The 17,001-nt window shown below is 70.4% G+C and carries 14 protein-coding genes; 12 read left to right on the top strand and 2 right to left on the bottom strand.

The genetic code is table 11. From position 1 onward, the window contains the following. The first annotated feature begins 936 nt into the window (after positions 1-936). From D473_RS24015 to D473_RS0102195, 5 genes are all read left to right on the top strand, one after another. Positions 937-2,493, top strand: coding sequence for a sensor histidine kinase (locus tag D473_RS24015; protein ID WP_017607465.1), 1,557 nt, complete (start codon positions 937-939; stop codon positions 2,491-2,493). 155 nt (positions 2,494-2,648) lie between these two features. Continuing rightward, positions 2,649-3,068, top strand: a complete 420-nt coding sequence (locus tag D473_RS0102210; protein ID WP_088177536.1) for a roadblock/LC7 domain-containing protein — start codon at positions 2,649-2,651, stop codon at positions 3,066-3,068. 3 nt (positions 3,069-3,071) lie between these two features. Next, a complete protein-coding gene (locus D473_RS0102205; protein WP_017607463.1) occupies positions 3,072-3,443 on the top strand; it encodes a DUF742 domain-containing protein in 372 nt (123 codons plus the stop codon). Next, entirely contained in the window at positions 3,421-3,996 is a 576-nt protein-coding gene (locus tag D473_RS0102200; RefSeq protein ID WP_017607462.1) for a GTP-binding protein, read from the top strand. The genes D473_RS0102205 and D473_RS0102200 overlap by 23 nt, the downstream gene beginning before the upstream one ends. A gap of 31 nt (positions 3,997-4,027) precedes the next feature. Further along, positions 4,028-4,585, top strand: coding sequence for a GAF domain-containing protein (locus D473_RS0102195; RefSeq protein WP_017607461.1), 558 nt, complete (start codon positions 4,028-4,030; stop codon positions 4,583-4,585). A 110-nt stretch (positions 4,586-4,695) separates the two neighbouring features. Here D473_RS0102195 and D473_RS0102190 read toward each other — a convergent pair whose 3' ends face one another. Next, a complete protein-coding gene (locus D473_RS0102190; protein ID WP_026126519.1) occupies positions 4,696-5,880 on the bottom strand; it encodes an acyl-CoA dehydrogenase family protein in 1,185 nt (394 codons plus the stop codon). A 548-nt stretch (positions 5,881-6,428) separates the two neighbouring features. Here D473_RS0102190 and D473_RS0102185 point away from each other — a divergent pair. Genes D473_RS0102185 through D473_RS0102175 form a run of 3 tightly spaced genes read left to right on the top strand, consistent with a single transcriptional unit; the run spans position 6,429 to position 10,131 of the window. Next, complete coding sequence (locus D473_RS0102185; RefSeq protein WP_017607459.1) at positions 6,429-7,688, top strand: AGE family epimerase/isomerase; 1,260 nt, start codon at positions 6,429-6,431, stop codon at positions 7,686-7,688. Next, entirely contained in the window at positions 7,685-8,653 is a 969-nt protein-coding gene (locus tag D473_RS0102180) for a carbohydrate kinase family protein (RefSeq protein WP_017607458.1), read from the top strand. Before D473_RS0102185 ends, D473_RS0102180 begins: the two co-directional genes overlap by 4 nt. Before the next feature lie 29 nt (positions 8,654-8,682). Beyond that, complete coding sequence (locus D473_RS0102175; protein ID WP_026126518.1) at positions 8,683-10,131, top strand: phytoene desaturase family protein; 1,449 nt, start codon at positions 8,683-8,685, stop codon at positions 10,129-10,131. An 11-nt stretch (positions 10,132-10,142) separates the two neighbouring features. On the opposite strand, the gene D473_RS0102170 is transcribed toward D473_RS0102175, so the two are convergent. Beyond that, the gene (locus D473_RS0102170) at positions 10,143-11,288 is read right to left on the bottom strand and encodes a carboxylate-amine ligase (protein ID WP_017607456.1); all 1,146 of its coding nucleotides are present in this window, start codon (positions 11,286-11,288) and stop codon (positions 10,143-10,145) included. Between the two features lie 425 nt (positions 11,289-11,713). Between D473_RS0102170 and D473_RS0102165 the strand changes: the two genes are divergently transcribed. From D473_RS0102165 to D473_RS0102150, 4 genes are all read left to right on the top strand, one after another. Beyond that, positions 11,714-14,494: an AAA family ATPase gene (locus D473_RS0102165; protein ID WP_051042933.1), complete on the top strand. Its 2,781-nt coding sequence runs from the start codon at positions 11,714-11,716 to the stop codon at positions 14,492-14,494. 93 nt (positions 14,495-14,587) lie between these two features. Continuing rightward, positions 14,588-15,427, top strand: a complete 840-nt coding sequence (locus tag D473_RS0102160; protein ID WP_017607454.1) for an ABC transporter ATP-binding protein — start codon at positions 14,588-14,590, stop codon at positions 15,425-15,427. Then, positions 15,424-16,140 carry an ABC transporter ATP-binding protein gene (locus D473_RS0102155; RefSeq protein ID WP_017607453.1) on the top strand — a complete coding sequence of 239 codons (717 nt, stop codon included), beginning with the start codon at positions 15,424-15,426 and terminating at the stop codon, positions 16,138-16,140. The genes D473_RS0102160 and D473_RS0102155 overlap by 4 nt, the downstream gene beginning before the upstream one ends. 9 nt (positions 16,141-16,149) lie before the next feature. After that, positions 16,150-17,001: a branched-chain amino acid ABC transporter permease gene (locus D473_RS0102150; RefSeq protein WP_017607452.1), complete on the top strand. Its 852-nt coding sequence runs from the start codon at positions 16,150-16,152 to the stop codon at positions 16,999-17,001.

Here is a 17,001-nt window from a genome sequence, read left to right as displayed (position 1 = left end):
GGAGCCGGCCCGGGCGGGTGGTGATCGGCGTCCGCGGACGTTGCCGCGCTTGCATTCGTGTGGCTTCGTCCTCCGTGAGGACGCTGAACAACAGTTGACTGCACCGATCGGTATACCCGCAATGCCGTCCGGTGGGAGACGGCTCTCGTGTGGGGCCGGGGTGCACGAGGGCTGTTGGTCGTCCACAGGCCGGGCAGTGGGGCCTTCCGGGGCGGGGTCGGCCCCGATCTCCGTTGGCGCGAATCCGCCCAGTATCTTCCTTTTTGTCCTATTTCCTCACGAATCCCTGAAACCCTCCAGTGCAAGTTTGTGTTAAAAATCACCAGTCTGTCGCTTTGTTTCGGGTGTATGCCCATAGAATGCGGTGCGCTCCGTGGTTACTCTGAGACAGGGACTTGTGACCTGAATCGGACACAGCCTCCGCACCGGGGACTCCGGCCCCTGCCCAGAGCCGATCGTGAAGCCAGGGCGCTACGATGCCGCGGGTATGCCGCCGCAGACCGCGGTGGCGAGGCCATCAGCCCCCTCGGTTCGAGTTATGTGCCCGATTCGAGTCCTGTGATTTGGCCCCACCCCTGGCCGAACACGGGCTCGAGTCTTTCGCCGCCTCTGATCACACGTTTATGAAAGGGGGTCGGAGCGGGGTGGGTACTTCGCCCGGCCAGATCCGGAACCCGCTCCGTACACTTCGGATGGCGTTCGACCCGCCCGCGTCCGAGGCCGTCGGCCCGACAGTGGAGAGCTTGTTTCCCAGAACCTGATTATCGCGGTCCTTCCAGGAAAAGCGAGTCCGCTATCGTGCTCCCTGCTGCCCATCGGCCTCACATTTCGAGGACACCAATGTCTGACTCTTCTCCCTCTGTTGATGCTGCGCGCCGGGATAAAGCGCCCCCGTACTCCCACGCTCCTGATCCGGACACGGGCCCCCAGGGAAGCGTGCTCGTCCTCCACTTGGGGATCGCTGTTCTGCCCGCTGCCGTCATGGCTCTTCTGGCCACCACAGCAGTGCTTCTCCTCCTGGCGGACGGCCCCGAGCCCAGCACGAACACCATGGCTCTCCTGCTGGGCGCGGCGGCCACAGCCGTGCTCCTCGTGGCCGTCGCAGCGGTAGCTGCGGGGCGCGCCACCCGTCAGGTCCATGACCGGATCGATGACCTGCGTTCGACGAGCGCTCGGGGGCGGACGTCCCTCCACGAACTCGTCGGGAGGTTGAAGAGCGGTGAGCGCCCCGATGCGAGCCCGGCACCCGCTGTGGTCGCCCCGGACAGCGATCCGTTCACATTCCTCGCTTATGAGCGGGCTTGGGAGCAGTACGCCGCTGAGAGCGCCATCCTCGAGATCGCCGGCCGGAGGACGGAGCACAGCTCCGAGCAGCAGGTGGAGGTGTTCGTCAACGTGGCCCGGCGGATGCAGTCCCTGGTCCACCGTGAGATCACCCTGCTCGATGATCTGGAAGCCCAGGTCGAGGACCCCGACCTGCTCAAGGGCCTGTTCACCATCGACCATCTGGCCACTCGTATGCGCCGCCAGTCCGAAAGCCTCGCGGTCCTCGGCGGGAGCACGTCACGGCGCCAGTGGACCAGACCGGTATCCCTCTACGAGGTGCTGCGTTCAGCCGTTGCCGAGGTCGAGCACTACTCGCGGGTCAAAGTGGTACCGCCGGTCTCGGGCACCCTGAACGGTAATACCGTCGTCGACGTCATCCACCTGATCGCCGAGCTGATCGAGAACGCCACCAAGTTCTCCCCTCCCCACACCCAGGTGATGGTCCGGGCGGACGAGGTCGCCGCAGGGCTGGCCGTCGACATCGATGACCGCGGTCTGGGGATGCCGCGTGAGGACATGAACAGGATGAACGACCTGCTCGCCGACCCGGGGCAGATCGACGTCGCGGAGTTGCTCCGCGACGGACGCATCGGGCTGTTCGTGGTCTCGAGCCTCGCACGCAAGCACGGTGTGAAGGTCCAGTTGAGGAACAACCTCTACGGCGGGGTCCAGACCGTCGTTCTGGTGCCGCACGAACTGCTCTCTCCCCGCGCCCGCGGTCGTGAAGCCACACCCCGCACCGGGGCCGCCCCGGCGGAGCCCGGCCCCGCTCCGGCCGCCCCGGCGGAGCCCGGCCCCACTCCGGCCGCCCCCTCACCCGTACCGCGTCCCGAGGCCGCTCCGGTCCGCGTCGACGTACCGGGAGCCGAGCGGCCGAAACTGTCCACACGGCAGCCGGGTGCCCAGGACGGTGACCGGAGACAGGCCCCGTCCTCCCCGCCTGCTGCCCCTCAGGGCCAGGCGCCCCGGGGGGAACGCCCTCCCCTGCCCGAGAGGCAGGCCCAGACCCATCTGGCTCCCGAGTTGCGCAGGGCCCCCGCCCCCGATCGACGTGCGCAGGAAGTCGACCACACCCCGGGACTCATGGCCGCATACCAGTCGGGTTTCCATCGCGCGGAAGAGCAGTACGAGAGTGACCCGTCCGCCCACGAGAGCAGTACCGATTGACCGAGGTGTGTCCAGTGCCGCGCACGCTTCCGGACACGCTGACAGCCACCCCTCTCACGTCTGCATGGCCACTCGCCACGTGCGACACGGTGGTCTTCCGAGACGGTCGGCATCCACCGAACCCGCCAACACCATCGCGAAGGAGTCCATTCATCATGAGCGCTGCATCCCCGGGCCAGGAGCCGGACCTCGGCTGGCTTCTCAGCGGCCTTGTCGAGAGGGTTCCGCATACCCGCAGTGCCGTGCTGCTGTCCTCCGACGGCCTGAAGAAGGCCGTGTCCGGCCTGGACGTCCAGAGCGCGGAACAGTTGGCGGCCATCGCGTCCGGGCTCTTCTCTCTGGCCCGCGGCACCGGCATCAAGTTCGATGGCAACGACGTGGTCCGGCAGGTGATCGTGGAACTGGACGAGACCATCATGTTCGTCGCGTCCGCAGGTTCCGGGTCGGTTCTCGCCGTTCTGGCGGGCAGGGAGACCGACGCGGGTGTCCTCGGGTACGAGATGTCCCAGCTGATCAAGAGCGTCCGTCCTTTCCTGGCCACAGCGACCAGGTCAGCCGAGTCCCGGGTCCAGTGAACGATGGCAGCCGACGATGACGAGATCTGGACCGACGAGAAGGCCGGGCGCCTGGTGCGCCCGTACACGGTGAGTAACGGACGGACCAGTCCCACCAACAAGCTGGACCTGCTGTCCATGGTGAAGGCCACCGGCCGGAGCGCCCGAGCCCAACTCGACCCGGACCTGGCCCTTGCCCTCCATCTGTGCCACGACCCGACCCCGGTGGTGGAGGTCGCCGCCCATCTCAAATTGCCCGCCGTGGTCACCAAGGTCCTTCTCTCCGACCTGATCGACTGCGGAGCCGCGACCACGCACGCCCCGCGTCCCGCCGCTGACCCCACCGACCGATCCGTACTGGAAGCCCTGCTCCATGGCCTACAACAACGACTCTGAGGCGTTCCCCACCGCGGTCAAGATCCTGATCGCGGGCGGCTTCGGTGTCGGCAAGACGACCTTCATCGGCTCAGCGAGCGAAATCGAACCCTTGAGCACGGAAGAGCTCATCACCACAGCCAGCGTCGGTACCGACGACCTGGTTGGTGTCGAGGACAAGTCCACCACTACCGTGGCCTTCGATTTCGGCCGCATCACCTTCGCTTCCCAACACGTGCTCTACCTGTTCGGGACCCCTGGCCAGGACCGTTTCTGGTTCATGTGGGACGAGCTGTGCACTGGCGCGCTGGGTGCGGTCGTCCTGGCCGACCCGCGCCGTCTGGACGCTTCCTTCGCGGCCATCGACTTCTTCGAGAGCCGCGGCGTCCATTTCCTCGTCGCCGTCAACGAGTTCGACGGTGCGTTCCATTACGAGCCCGAGGAGGTGAGGGCCGCCCTCAAACTCGACCCGAGAACCCCGGTCGTGCTCTGCGACGCTCGGGACAGCCGTTCCGCGACCACCGTCCTCGTGGCACTGGTCCAATCGCTGTTCAGTGCTGCCAGGCCCACATAGTCCCGTCGAAGACCAGGAGTTGAAACCCTCCATGACCGAACACACCGAAGAGCATTTGTTGACCCCCGAGGACAAGGAGGTGCCCGCGCGCATGGCCCGGCTGCGGGAGCTCAACCTGGGGGAAGAGCCCGATCCCGAGTTCGACGAGTTCGCCCGTGAGCTCGCGGAGAGCGTCGGTGCCCCGTTCGCAATGGTCAACTTCATCGACGAGCACCGCCAGTACTTCGCCGGCCTGTTCGCCACCGATAGCCAGAACGGTTCCGCGATGGAGCACGGAGCCGAGGAGCCCGGCCGGGTCATGGAGCGCGACCACGGCTACTGTCCGCACGTGGTGGCCCGGCGCTTGCCCCTCGTACTCGATGACGTGTGTGACTACCCCCGGTTCGCCGGCAACCCGGTCGTCGACCAGGTCGGTATCAGGTCGTACCTGGGGGCCCCGATCATCGACCGTACGGGGACCACCCTCGGCACGATCTGCATCGTCGACCGTGAGCAGCGTCCCTGGGGGCGACCGGGCCTGGAGTACATCAAGGCCAAGGCCGCCGAGCTGACGGATCTCATCCACCGTCGGGAGGAAGAGAGCCGCTGACCTGTGAACGATCCTGTTCCGGCCGCGGAAGCCGAGTACTCCGCGGCCGGAACAGGAACCCTTCCTCGGCCGTGTGCCGGCCGAAGGCCGACCTCAGGCGGAGGGTCCGGTCACCTCTCCCCGGAAGCCGCGAGCCTCTCCGACCACTGCCCCTTCGAGGTGCCGAGCGCCACTTCGCTGAGTCTGAGGAGCTGGACGTCGGATGTACCCGCGGGGGCGAAGATGTGGTGCGCGTCGCGCAGGTACCGTTCGATCGGCCGGTCGGTGTAGAGGCCGCAGGCGGCGTGCACCTCCATCGCGGTGCGTGCCGTGTCCATGGCTCCCTCGACGTTGACGAGCTTGGCGTTCATCAGGTCCGCGTCGCAGGGCAGGCCTCGGTCCAGCCGGTCCACGGCATGGTAGGCGAGCATTCGGGCGGTCATCAGCCGGGACTGCATCTGCCCCAGTTTCATCTTGATCGTGGGAAGCGCGGCCAGCGGTTCGCCGTAGCGCTGTTGAGCGGCGGCGAAGGCACAGGTCTCTTCCACCAGCGCCTGGTGGATGCCCAAGGAGACCGCCGTGAGGTTGGCCCTGCCGTACAGGACGCTCGATGAGTAGGCGACGGGCAGGCCGTCGCCCTCGGAACCGAGCAGGTTCGCGGCGGGGACCCGGCAGTCCTCGAAGACGAGTTCTCCGAAACTGAAACCGTGCAGGCCCATGGCGGGTGTGTGCGGACCGAGCGAGAACCCCGGCCGGTCGGATTCCACCAGGAACGCCGAGAGCCCCTTGGAGCCGGGGCCGGTACGCACGACGACACCGTGCAGGTCGCCGACGTGGCTGTTGCCGACGAACACCTTGCGGCCGTTGAGGACGTAGTCGTCTCCGTCGCGGACCGCGCTCGCTGTCATACCGAGGACATGCCCCCCGGATTCCGCCTCGGTCACGGCGATCGTGGGCAGGCAGCTCCCATCGGCCACGGCAGGGAGCCAGGTCTTTTTCTGTTTGTCGTCACCGAAGTGCAGGATCTTGGCTACGCCCAGCTGGGACGCCTGCACCATGGCGCCCATGGCGCCGCTGACCCGTGACAGCTCTTCGATGATGATCGTCTTCGCCAGGTGGCCGAGGCCCATACCGCCGTATTCGGGGTCGATCGTGACGCCGATCCACCCTTGCTCGGCGATCAGGCGGGAGAGTTCGTGTTGTACTTCCCGAGAGGTTTCCATGTCCGCTGTGCAGGGACGAATCTCAGTCTCAGCGAACGCTCGGACTTCTTCCCGTAGACGCTCGTGATGCTCCATGGTGAACGAGTCGGTCATGGGTTCCCTTCGTGTCTTTCCCACGGTCCGGGGAGCCGTGGAAGAGTGGAGCGCCATCAAGATGAGGCCACGGTGTTCTATGGTGAATTAAGAACCTCAGGAAACTCAAGACCCAGCTTTACCTATGTGAAAAAACGCGCACAGGGGCCTCATTTTCGGCCAGAAATATCAGCCGAAAGGAAGAGCGAAACTCCAGGGAAGTTATGTGACCGTAATGCTGGAGAGCTCTTTCCGGCTCTCATGCAGGATGGCCTGTCCTGCGTGGATGCTCCCGTTCGGAGCCATTTGGGGGGTATGTCCGATATCCTGTGTATGGCTTGTCCTAAAAACCTCTTGATCATCGCAAACATCTCGAACGGGGTTGATCGGCACTCTTGGGTCTTCAGCGTTGAACGTGCAGGTCACAGTCCTGGGGCTTGCCCAGAAGAGGTGAGACGAGGCTGAGCGTCCCTCCGCGGTCGTCCACAGGCCGGACGCGGGGGCTTCCGGGCGGGGACCGGTCCCGATACCGTTGGCGCGCACTCGCCCACGACGGAGGAGAGCGTCCGTTGACCGCACAGCCCACCCCCGGTGAGCCCGCCTGGCTCCGGCAGGAGGAGCACAACCTGTACGCCTTCGCCGCCTCTTCCGCGGTCTCCGACGGTTTCGGTTGGCTCGACACCCGGGGCGAGCTCGTCGCCGAGCGGCCGACCGAGACCTGGATCTGCGCGCGCATGACCCACGTCTTCGCCCTCGCCGACATGCGCGGCGAACCCCGGGCAGGACGGCTGGCCGACCACGGGGTCCGCGCGCTGGCGTCCGGTCCGCTGCACGACGCCGTACACGGGGGATGGCACGAGGCCGTCCCGGGCGAATCCGCGTCGCAGGACCACAACCGGCGGGCGCGCAAGGGCGCCTACCCGCACGCCTTCGTGGTCCTGGCGGCGGCATCGGCCACCGTCGCCGGGCGTCCCGGGGCACGCGCCCTCCTCACCCGGGCCCTCGACGTGGTCGAGGAGTACTTCTGGGACGAGGACGCCGGCGCCCTGCGGGAGAGCTGGGACCGCACCTGGGCCTCCACCGAGGACTACCGGGGCGCCAACAGCAACATGCACGCCGTGGAGGCCTTCCTCGCCGCCGCCGACGCCACCGGCGACCACCGGTGGACCCGCCGCGCCCTCCGCATCGCCGAACGCCTCGTCCACGGGGTGGCGCGCGAGCACGGGTGGCGCCTGCCCGAACACTTCACCCCTGACTGGCAGGCCTTGCCCGAGTACAACCGCGACCGCCCCGACCATCCCTTCCGCCCCTTCGGCAGCACCACCGGTCACCTGCTGGAGTGGTCGCGCCTCCTCCTCCACCTCGCGGTGGCTCTGGAGAAGGCCGGTGACACCGTGCCCGCGTGGCTGCACACCGACGCCCGTGCGCTCTTCGGCCACGCGGTCGAACGGGGCTGGGCGGCGGACGGTGACGACGGGTTCCCCTACACCCTCGACTGGTCCGACACCCCGGTCGTGCGCGAACGCATGCACTGGGTCGTCGCCGAGGCCACCATGGCGGCCTGGGCCCTGGACCACCGCCTCGGAACCACCGAACGCGCCGGGCTCTACGAGCGCTGGTGGCGTTACGCGGCCCGCCACCACGTGGACACCGACCACGGCGGCTGGCACCACGAGCTCGACCCCGCGGGCCGTCCCGCCGGCGGTGTCTGGTCGGGCAAACCGGACACCTACCACGCCTGCCAGGCGGTCCTGCTGCCCCAAGGCGTGCTCGCCCCCTCCGTGGCCGGAGGCCTGCTGCCGACGACGCCCCCCGGGAGGACCCCGTGAGCGACCCGCGTCTCGTGGTGGTCGGCGAGAACGTCATGGACCTGCTGCCCACCCCGCACGGTCCCGAGGTCCTGCACGCCGCACCCGGCGGGGGACCGGCCAACACCGCCGTGTCCGCCTCCCGCCTCGGCGTGCCCACCCGGTTGCTGGCCCGTATCGGCTCCGACGAGTTCGGCGCCCGCATCCGGGCCCGCCTGCTCGCCGAAGGGCTGGACCCGGACGGGCTGATCGAGGCCGAGGAACCCTCCGCGCTGGCCATGGCCACGGTCCGGGACGACGGATCGGCCCGTTACGACTTCCGTATGGCCGACGCCGCCGACTGGTTCTGGCGCCCCGACGAACTCCCCGTGCACCTGGCGACCTCGGTCACCGCGTTGCACGCCGCCTCCATCGCCCTGTTCCGCGAACCCGGAGCCACCCTCATCGAGGCGCTGATGAGCAGGGAGAACACCCGGGGTGAGGTGACGCTGAGCATCGACCCGAACATCCGCGGGGACGTCATCGGCGACTCGGACACCGCCCGCGTGCTCGCCCTGCGCCACCTCGCACAGGCGCACCTGGTCAAGGCCAGCGACGAGGACCTCGCGTTCCTGTTCCCGGACCTGAGCGCCGACCGTGCCGCTCGTGCGATCGCCGACCTCGGCCCGTCCCTGGTCGTGGTCACGCTCGGAGCCGAGGGTGCCCTGGCCGTGCACGGCGGAACCGAGGTGGCCGTGTCCGCCCCGAAGGTGGAGGTCGTCGACACCGTGGGGGCCGGTGACTCCTTCATGGGGGCGCTCCTGCACTGGCTCGACCGCACCGGACGCCTCGGGTCCGAGCCCGCCGCGCGCCTGGCCGGGCTGGACGAGGGCGACCTGCACGCGTTGCTCACCCACGCCGCCACGGCCGCGGCACGTACCGTCACCCGGGTGGGCGCCGATCCGCCCACCGAGGCCGATCTGGATGCACCCGACCGGACAGGGTGAGCCGGCAGCACGTGGGCGAGGAGGAACCGATGAGTGAGGTCGACGCCGTCGTCGTCGGCAGTGGGCCCAACGGGCTCGCCGCCGCGGTGACCCTGGCCCGCGCCGGGCTGAGCGTGGAGGTGTACGAGCGTTCCGAGACCCCGGGCGGGGGCCTGCGCACCCTGCCGCTGCTCGATTCCGACGTGGTCCACGACGTGTGCGCGGCCGTGCACCCGATGGTGTGGCCTTCTCGGTTCATGCGCCGTTTCGACCTGGCCGGGCGGGGCGTGCGGATGCTGCGCCCCGAACTCGCCTACGCGCACCCCATGCCGGAGGGCGGTGCCGGCCTGGCCCACGCCGACCTCGAGCGCACCTGTGCGGGGCTCGGTGAGGACGGTCCCCGCTGGCGCCGCCTCCTGGGGCCCTTGGCCGACCGGGGGCGCGGGACGGCCGACCTGGTCCTGTCCGACCTGCGTTCCCCGCCCGCCGACCCCTGGGCCGCGGCGCTCTTCGGCCCCCGGGTGCTGGCCCAGCGTGCGGGGGGCGGACCGCTGCGCACAGAGCGGGCCCGGGCCCTTCTCACCGGGGTGGCCGGGCACGTCATCGGACCGTTGCCGTCGCTGTCGGGGGCAGCGGTCTCGCTCCTGCTCGGGCACTTGGCCCACACCCCCGGAGGGTGGCCGATCCCCGAAGGCGGCAGCGCGGCCGTGGCCGACGCCCTCGTCGCGGACCTCCTCGCCCACGGGGGCCGCATCCGTACCGGGCACGAGGTCACCGACTTGCGGGAACTGCCCCCGGCCCGGGCCATGCTGTTGGACGTGGCGCCCCGCGGGCTGCTGCAGATGGGCGGGGAGCTGCTGCCGGACCGCTACCGCGCGGCCCTGGACCGGTTCCGGTACGCTCCCGGGGCGGCCAAGGCCGACTTCGTGGTCTCCGGCCCGGTGCCCTGGTCCGACCCCGAGGTGGGGCGGGCCGGAACGGTGCACCTGGGCGGGACCCGGGCGCAGATGTTCCACTCCGAGTCGGAGACCGTACGCGGGCGCCGGGTCGAGGAACCGTTCGTGCTCCTGGTCGACCCGGCCGTGACCGACCCTTCCCGCGAGGTCAACGGCCTGCGCCCGGTGTGGGCGTACGCCCACGTGCCCAACGGCGACCCCCGTGACCCCGTAGACCTCGTGCGGCGCCGGATCGAGACCTTCGCGCCCGGGTTCACCGACACGGTCGTGGCCGCCCGGGGTGTTCCCGCGGCACGGATGGCCGAGTACAACCCCAACCACGTCGGTGGTGACATCGCCGCCGGCGCGATGACCGTGTGGCAGACCCTGGCACGTCCGGTCCCCGCGGTCGACCCGTACCGGACCCCTCTGGGCGGGGTCTACTTGTGTTCGTCCTCGACGCCGCCGGGGCCCGGCGTGCACGGGGTCTCGGGGTACTTGGCGGCGTTGTCGGCGCTGCGCCGGGAGTTCGGGGTGCGCGATGTCCCCGATCTGGCGCCCTGACCTGCGCCCGCTCAGGCAGGCAGGCCCTCGCGGGTCTGCGCGATCAACAGATCGACGACGTCGGCCGGGTCGCGGCGCCGCTCGTGGGCACGGCGTTGGCGTGCGGCACCGGAGCCGGCCCTGTGCACCCGTTCCAACAGCACCGCGGCGAGTTCGGCGTCGTCGGACGCGGTTCCCGGCAGGGCGGCGCGCAGCAGCTGGTCGGCGGCGCGGTGGCCGGGGACCAGATCACCGGTGAGCGGGTCGGGGACCTGCCCCTCCAGGCCGTCACGAGAGGCGCGCCACATGGCGGCGCGCAGGGTGCGACCGGGTATCGCGGGCGCGGGTAGGCCCTGCTGCACGTCGGCCAGCGCGCAGGCGGCCAGGCCACGGATCAGGACAGCCATGAGCAGGCTCTCCTCGGCCGTGGCGGCGACGTCGCCCACCCGGATCTCCAGCGTGGGCAGGTGGTCGGACACACGGACGTCCCAGTAGACCATGTGCGGGTCGAGGATCGCACCGCTCTCGGCGAGGGCACGTACGGCACGGTCGTGTTCGGTGAGTGTGCGCAACATGGGAGGCGGGCCGGCGGAGGGGAGGCGGCTCCAGGTGATGGCGCGCCAGCTCGCATGTCCGGTGTCGCGGCCGTCGTGGAAGGGGGAGTTGGCGCCCAGAGCGGTGAGGAAGGGCAGCCACCGGCGCAGGTGGTCGCTGACCCTGACCGCGTTCTCGCGGTCGGGGATACCCACGTGTACGTGGCAGCCGCACACGACAATGGCCTCGCGCAGAGCACCGAAGTGTTCCGCCATCGCGATGTAGCGCGGTTCGTCGCTGACGCGGGCGGTCGCGGGGTGGCCCAGGACGGGTGTGCCGGAGGCCACGAGTGCCGACCCGGAACGTTCGGCGGCGTCGACGAGCGCGCGGCGGGCGGAGATCAGGAACTCGTGTGCGCTGCTGCTGGTGGTGTGCACGGGACTACTGATCTCCACCTGAGTCCTGGTGAACTCACCGGAGAGGTGTGGGCCTTCGGCGCGCCTGAGGACCTCGTCGGCCCGGGAGGTGATGCGGCGTGTGCGGGGGTCGACGAGGAAGAACTCCTCTTCGACCCCGAAGGTGGGCGAGGGCGACGGGACGGTGGCGCCCCGGTGGTCGTGTGCGGCCAGGGAGTGGTGCTCCATGGATGGTGGTCCCTCCTGCCGTCGGTGCCAGCTCTGGATAACCCGGGGCGGGACGGCGGCGACAGTGTCGTGGGGAACACAGAGGACTGGTCGCGGGGAACACAAAGAACTACCCCTGACGCTTTTGTCGCCTATGCGCTCTTTGTCTGCCTCGCGGGATCGGGGGTACCCGCACGTAACGTTGTGATAACTCGCGCGGTGCCGCCGACGGCCCTACGGGAGGCTCGTGTCACCCCCGTGCGTGGCGTGGATCACGTACGGAAACGCAGGTGGGGTCGGTCATTCGGAACCCGCCGAAGCCCTCGCGCACCCCCTCCGGCCACCGCGTGGCGAGCACCCGCGCGGGTATCGGTGAAACCACCAGTGTGCCCGCACGCACCTGCCGGAACGGCGCCTCCGTGTGTAACGGTGAGCACGTGGACGCGATGCTCACGATCCCCCCGAGCGTCCGACTCCGGGGGAGGGACACAGAACTGCGGACCCTCGGCGCGGCACTGGACGGCGCCCGGGCCCGACGAGGCACGTCGCTGCTCCTGACCGGCGGTCCCGGAACGGGCAAGACGGCCCTGCTCGACCATGTCCGTGCCGACGCCGACGACTTCACCGTCCTGGCCACCGCGGGCGTGGACGACGAGTCCGACGTGCCCATGGCCGGCCTCCAGCGCCTGCTCGCCCCGGTCGAGGCCGCCGTCGGCCTCCTGACCGGACCCCGGCGCGGGCACGTGCGCGAGGCCTTGCTGCACGGCACCCCCGGGGACCGTTTCGTCCTCGGCACCGGCCTGCTCGACCTGCTCACCCAGGCCGCGGAGGAACGCCCCCTCCTGCTCGTCGTCGACGACACCGACCTGCTCGACCGGCCCTCCCTGGACGCGCTCGCCTTCGTGGCCCGCCGCCTGGGCCCCACCCGGGCCGTGCTCGTCATGGCCGCCCGCGACGCCCTCGACCGCACCACGCCCGGAGACCCCACGCCCCAGGGCCCCCGCCCCCTCGTGCCCGGCGTCGACGAACACGTCCTCGCCCCGCTCGACACCCGTTCGGTGCACGACGTCCTGACGGCCACCGCGCCGGTCACCCTCGCCCAACCGGTGCGTTCGGCGCTCGTGGCGGCCTGCCACGGCAATCCGGCCGCCGTCCTCGGCCACCTCGACACCCTCGCCCCGGACCAGCTCGGCGGTGTTCGCCCGCTGCCCGAGGCCCTCCTGCTCCCCGCGCGTCTGCGGGCCCGGATCCTCGAACCCGTCCGGAGTCTGCCCGAGGAGACCCGCCGGCTTCTCCTGCTCGCCTCCCTGGGTGAGGACGTGAGCCTCGGTGACCTGCTCACGGTCGCGGGTGCCCACGACCCCCGGGCCCTCGAACCGGCGGAGGAGCGTGGCATGGTGCGGGTGCGGGCCGACACCGTGCAACTGACCGATCCCCTCCTGCGCGACGCCCTCGTCCAGGACGCCTCTGCTTCCCGCGCACGCGAGGCCCACCGCGCTCTGGCCGCCGTGACCGACCGCGTCCATGCCCCCGTCGCCTTCGCCCGCCACACCGCCGAGGGCGCCGCCGGTCCCGACGCGGACCTCGCCGAGGGTGTGGAGAAGGCCGCACGCCGCGCGGGCCGGGTCGACGGACGCCGTGCCGCTTCCCTGGCCTACGAGCGCGCGGCCCGACTGACCCCCGATCCCGACACACGCGCCTGCCGAACCGCTTCGGCCGCCTACCAGGCCTGTATGGCCGGGAACACGGGCCGCGCCGCCGATCTCCTCACGCGGGCCCGTCCCCTGGTGGCGACCGACCGCCGCCGCGCCATCGTCGACCTCATCGACGCCCAGCTGGCCATACGCGACCAGAACAGCATCGACGTGGCCGAACGCCTGCTCCGGGTCGGGCGCGAACTCGTCCCGCACGACCGCCACCTGGCCCTGCGCGCCTTCGTGCGCTCGGCCGACTCCGCGTCCCTGGCCGGCGACCCCGTCCGGCACGGGCACGCCGTGGACCTGGCCCTGCCGCTGGTGCGCCCGGACGATCCCGAGGTCATGCACCGCATGGGCGACTTCCTCCAGGGCTGCGCGATCTCCTTCCGGGGCGACTACCACGGCTCCACCCCGATACTGCGCCGGGCGTTGCACCTGGCCGACGGCGACGCGGGCCCCTCCGAGCTCATCTGGGCCGGGATCGCGGGGCTGCGCCTGGGCGATGACCCTTTCGTGCACCGTGTCATGACCCGCGCCTTCGAGGGCGCACAGGCACGCGGTGAACAGGCCACCATGCCTGCGGCGTTGGGTTTCCTGGTCTTCTCGGAGTTCTGGAGCGGCCGCTTCCCCTCCGCGGCCGGCACCGCGCTCACCGGACTCCGGGCCTCGCGCAACAGCGGTCAGAGCATCTGGGCCACCCATCACCTGGCGTCCTTGGCGATGGTCGCGGCGATCCAGGGCGACGTGGAGACCTGCCAGATCCGCGCCCGGGCCGTGGCCGCCCAGGCAGGGGAGAAGAGCCTGGGACTGGCCGCCGCAGTGGCCTCCTGGGGCTCGGCCGTGCTGGAGCTCTCGCGCGGCAACGCCGCCGAGGCCTTCTTCCGGCTGCGCTCCCTGGCCACTGCGGGCCCCGGTCAGGGGCACCCCACGATGCGCATGCTCACCGCCCCGCACTTCGTGGAGGCCGCGACCCGCATGGGCGAGGCCGAGTGGGCGGCGGCGTCGCTGGCCGGGTACCGCCGCTGGGCCGAGTCCGTGCAGAGCCCCAGCACGCTCGCCCTGGCCGCCCGCTGCGAGGGCCTGCTCAGCAGCGGGAACGAGGCCCTCGAGCACTTCGAGAACGCCCTGGCCCTGCACCGCGCCGGGGGCGACGACGACGTCGAACACGCCCGAACCCAGCTCCTCTTCGGTGCCCATCTGCGCCGGGCCCGCCTACCCGGACGGGCCCGTGAACACCTCCACAACGCCCAGGAGTCGTTCGAGCGCTTCGGAGCCCGCCTGTGGGTCCGCCAGACCCGCGCCGAACTGCGAGCCCTCGGGACCGCCGACCGCGGCCCCGATCTGCCCGCCGCCAGCGAACTCACCGCGCAGCAACAACAGATCGCCCGTCTGGTCGCCGAGGGTGCGACCAACCGGGAGGTCGCCGCGCACATGTTCATCAGCCCGCGCACGGTCGAGCACCACCTGCGCGGCATCTTCCGCAAGCTCAACATCCGGTCCCGGGTGGACCTGGCCCGGCTCTTCAACTGACGGCCCGCACGGGACCGGACCGCCGCACGTCCGCGGACCCGTGTCATACCAACTGGTCGGTACGCGTATCGGTGACCTGGAGGAAGCACAACCATGACAGCGACTGCCACAGGCGACCTCCTCAGGGCGGAAGGCATCACCGTCCGCTTCGGAGGCCTGACCGCCCTCGACGCCGTCGGGCTCGACGTCGCCCCCGGCACCGTCGTCGGCCTCATCGGCCCCAACGGCGCCGGCAAGACCACCCTCTTCAACGTGCTCTCCGGGATCCTGCGCCCCACCGAGGGAACCTTGACCTGGAAGGGTGCCCCCGTGCCCTCCCGCCGCGCCCACCACAGCGCCCGCGCCGGCATCGCCCGCACCTTCCAGGGACTCAACCTGTTCCCGCAACTCACCGTTATGGACAACGTCGTCGTCGGAGCCGACCGCACCGCCCGCGGGGGACCCTTCTCCCTGATCACCGGTCTCGGCCACCATCACGCCGATGAACGCCGCCTGCGTGAACGCGCCCTGGCCGCACTCGAGTCCTTCGGCATCGCCGAACACGCCCACCGCTTGCCCGGCACCCTGCCCTACGGCGTGCAGAAACAGGTCGCCCTCGCCCGCGCCTGCGTCAGCGAACCCGAACTCCTGCTCCTCGACGAGCCCGCCAGCGGTCTGTCCGGAGACCAGGTCGAGGCCCTCGCCGAGCAGATCCGCGCCTTCAGCCGGGACATGGCCGTCGTCCTCGTCGAACACCACATGGACCTGGTCATGCGGGTGTGCGACCACATCGTCGTCCTCGATTTCGGCCAGGTCATCGCGACCGGGACCCCCGACGAGGTCCAGGCCGACCCCGCCGTCACCCGCGCCTACCTCGGAACCCCGGCCGACGGCTCCACCGCCGACGGGCCGGCCGCCGTCGACCCCGCCCTCGGCAACGGAGACACCCCATGAGCGACAAGCCCCTCCTGCAGGTCGAGGACCTCACCGCCCACCACGGCGCCGTCCGCGCGCTCGACCGCGTCACCCTCGACGTGCCCGAAGGCGGACTCTGCGCCGTCCTCGGCGCCAACGGGGCCGGGAAGTCCACCCTCCTGCGCACCCTCACCGGTCTGCACCCGGCCACCTCCGGACGGGTCACCCTCGACGGCCAGGACATCACCCGGCTTCCCGCCGAACGAGCCGTCACCAAGGGCCTCGCGCACGTGCCCGAGGGGGGCGGCGTCATCGTCGAACTCACCGTCGAGGAGAACCTGCGCCTGGGCGGGCTCTGGCGCGGCCGCCACGACCCCGACACCATGGCCGAGATCCTCGGCCTCTTCCCGCCCCTGGTCGAACGGCGCGGAAAACCCGCCGGCACGCTCTCCGGCGGCGAACGCCAGATGCTCGCCATCGGCCGCGCCCTCATGGCCCGCCCCCGCGTGCTCCTGCTCGACGAACCCTCCCTCGGGCTCGCACCCATGGTCACCGAGCAGATCTTCACCCTGTTGGGCGACCTGCGTGAGCGCACCGGGCTCACCGTCGTGCTCGTGGAACAGAACGCCGCCGGCGCCCTCTCCGTCACCGACCACGGTTTCGTCCTCAACCAGGGCCGGGTCGCAGCCGAAGGGGCCTCCGACGACCTGCTCTCCGACGACCGCACGCGCCACGCCTACCTCGGTTTCTGAGGAGCCCCCATGACCCACTTCATCAACCTGACCCTCAACGGGCTGGCGACCGGGGCGGCCTACGCGGCACTGGCGCTGTCCCTGGTCCTCATCTACCAGGCCACCCGGCTGGTGAACTTCGCCCAACCCGCGTTCGCCCTGCTGTCGGTCTACGCCGCCTTCGCCCTCACCCAGCTCACCGGCTCGTACTGGATCGGTTTCGCCGTCGCGCTCATCACCGGTCTGACGATCGGTGCGGCCGCCGAACGGCTCGTCGTGCGGCCGATCGCGCGGGTGTCACCGCTCAACGGCATCATCGTCACCCTCGGCATGCTCCTGGTCGTCCAGGGCGTGGTCGGCATGGTCTGGGGCAACGAACAACACGGCTTCGGGTACGCGTTCAGTTACGTCGGCCGTTTCTCCCCCGCGGACGCCTTCGCGGTCGGTGCCGTCGCCGCCGTGGCCGTACTCCTGTTCCTCCTGTACCGCTTCACCCCGTTCGGTCTGCGCATGCGCGCCGCCGCACACCACCCCGAGGCCGCACGGCTCAGCGGCGTGCGGGTCGGGCTCATGCTCACCGCCGGGTGGGCCATCGCCTCCGCCATCGGCGCGCTCGCCGGAATGCTCGCGGGCCCGCCGTTCATCTACCCCAACGTTTTCGACGTCGTGTTCGTCTTCGGGATCACTGCGGCCGTCATCGGCGGTCTCGACAACCCCTTCGGGGCGATCCTCGGCGGGATGCTCATCGGCCTGGGCGGCTCCTACGTGTCCGGCTATCTCGGTCCCGAGCTCGCCACCCTCTCCGCCCTGGTCATCGTCGTGGTCGTACTGAGCGTGCGCCCCGACGGCATCCTCGCCCGACCGACCGCGCGAAAGGTCTGA

The sequence above is a fragment of the Nocardiopsis xinjiangensis YIM 90004 genome, assembly GCF_000341145.1.
Taxonomy (GTDB): Bacteria; Actinomycetota; Actinomycetes; order Streptosporangiales; family Streptosporangiaceae; genus Nocardiopsis; species Nocardiopsis xinjiangensis.
Note: the sequence above shows the minus strand (reverse complement) of the source record. Positions and strands in the feature narration are given on the sequence as shown.

Coding starts and splice junctions, on each gene's coding strand:
- D473_RS0102210 (WP_088177536.1), top strand. CDS start 2,649: ATGAGCGCTGCATCCCCGGGCCAGGAGCCGGACCTCGGCTGGCTTCTC.
- D473_RS0102205 (WP_017607463.1), top strand. CDS start 3,072: ATGGCAGCCGACGATGACGAGATCTGGACCGACGAGAAGGCCGGGCGC.
- D473_RS0102200 (WP_017607462.1), top strand. CDS start 3,421: ATGGCCTACAACAACGACTCTGAGGCGTTCCCCACCGCGGTCAAGATC.
- D473_RS0102195 (WP_017607461.1), top strand. CDS start 4,028: ATGACCGAACACACCGAAGAGCATTTGTTGACCCCCGAGGACAAGGAG.
- D473_RS0102190 (WP_026126519.1), bottom strand. CDS start 5,880: ATGACCGACTCGTTCACCATGGAGCATCACGAGCGTCTACGGGAAGAA.
- D473_RS0102175 (WP_026126518.1), top strand. CDS start 8,683: ATGAGTGAGGTCGACGCCGTCGTCGTCGGCAGTGGGCCCAACGGGCTC.
- D473_RS0102170 (WP_017607456.1), bottom strand. CDS start 11,288: ATGGAGCACCACTCCCTGGCCGCACACGACCACCGGGGCGCCACCGTC.
- D473_RS0102165 (WP_051042933.1), top strand. CDS start 11,714: ATGCTCACGATCCCCCCGAGCGTCCGACTCCGGGGGAGGGACACAGAA.
- D473_RS0102160 (WP_017607454.1), top strand. CDS start 14,588: ATGACAGCGACTGCCACAGGCGACCTCCTCAGGGCGGAAGGCATCACC.
- D473_RS0102155 (WP_017607453.1), top strand. CDS start 15,424: ATGAGCGACAAGCCCCTCCTGCAGGTCGAGGACCTCACCGCCCACCAC.
- D473_RS0102150 (WP_017607452.1), top strand. CDS start 16,150: ATGACCCACTTCATCAACCTGACCCTCAACGGGCTGGCGACCGGGGCG.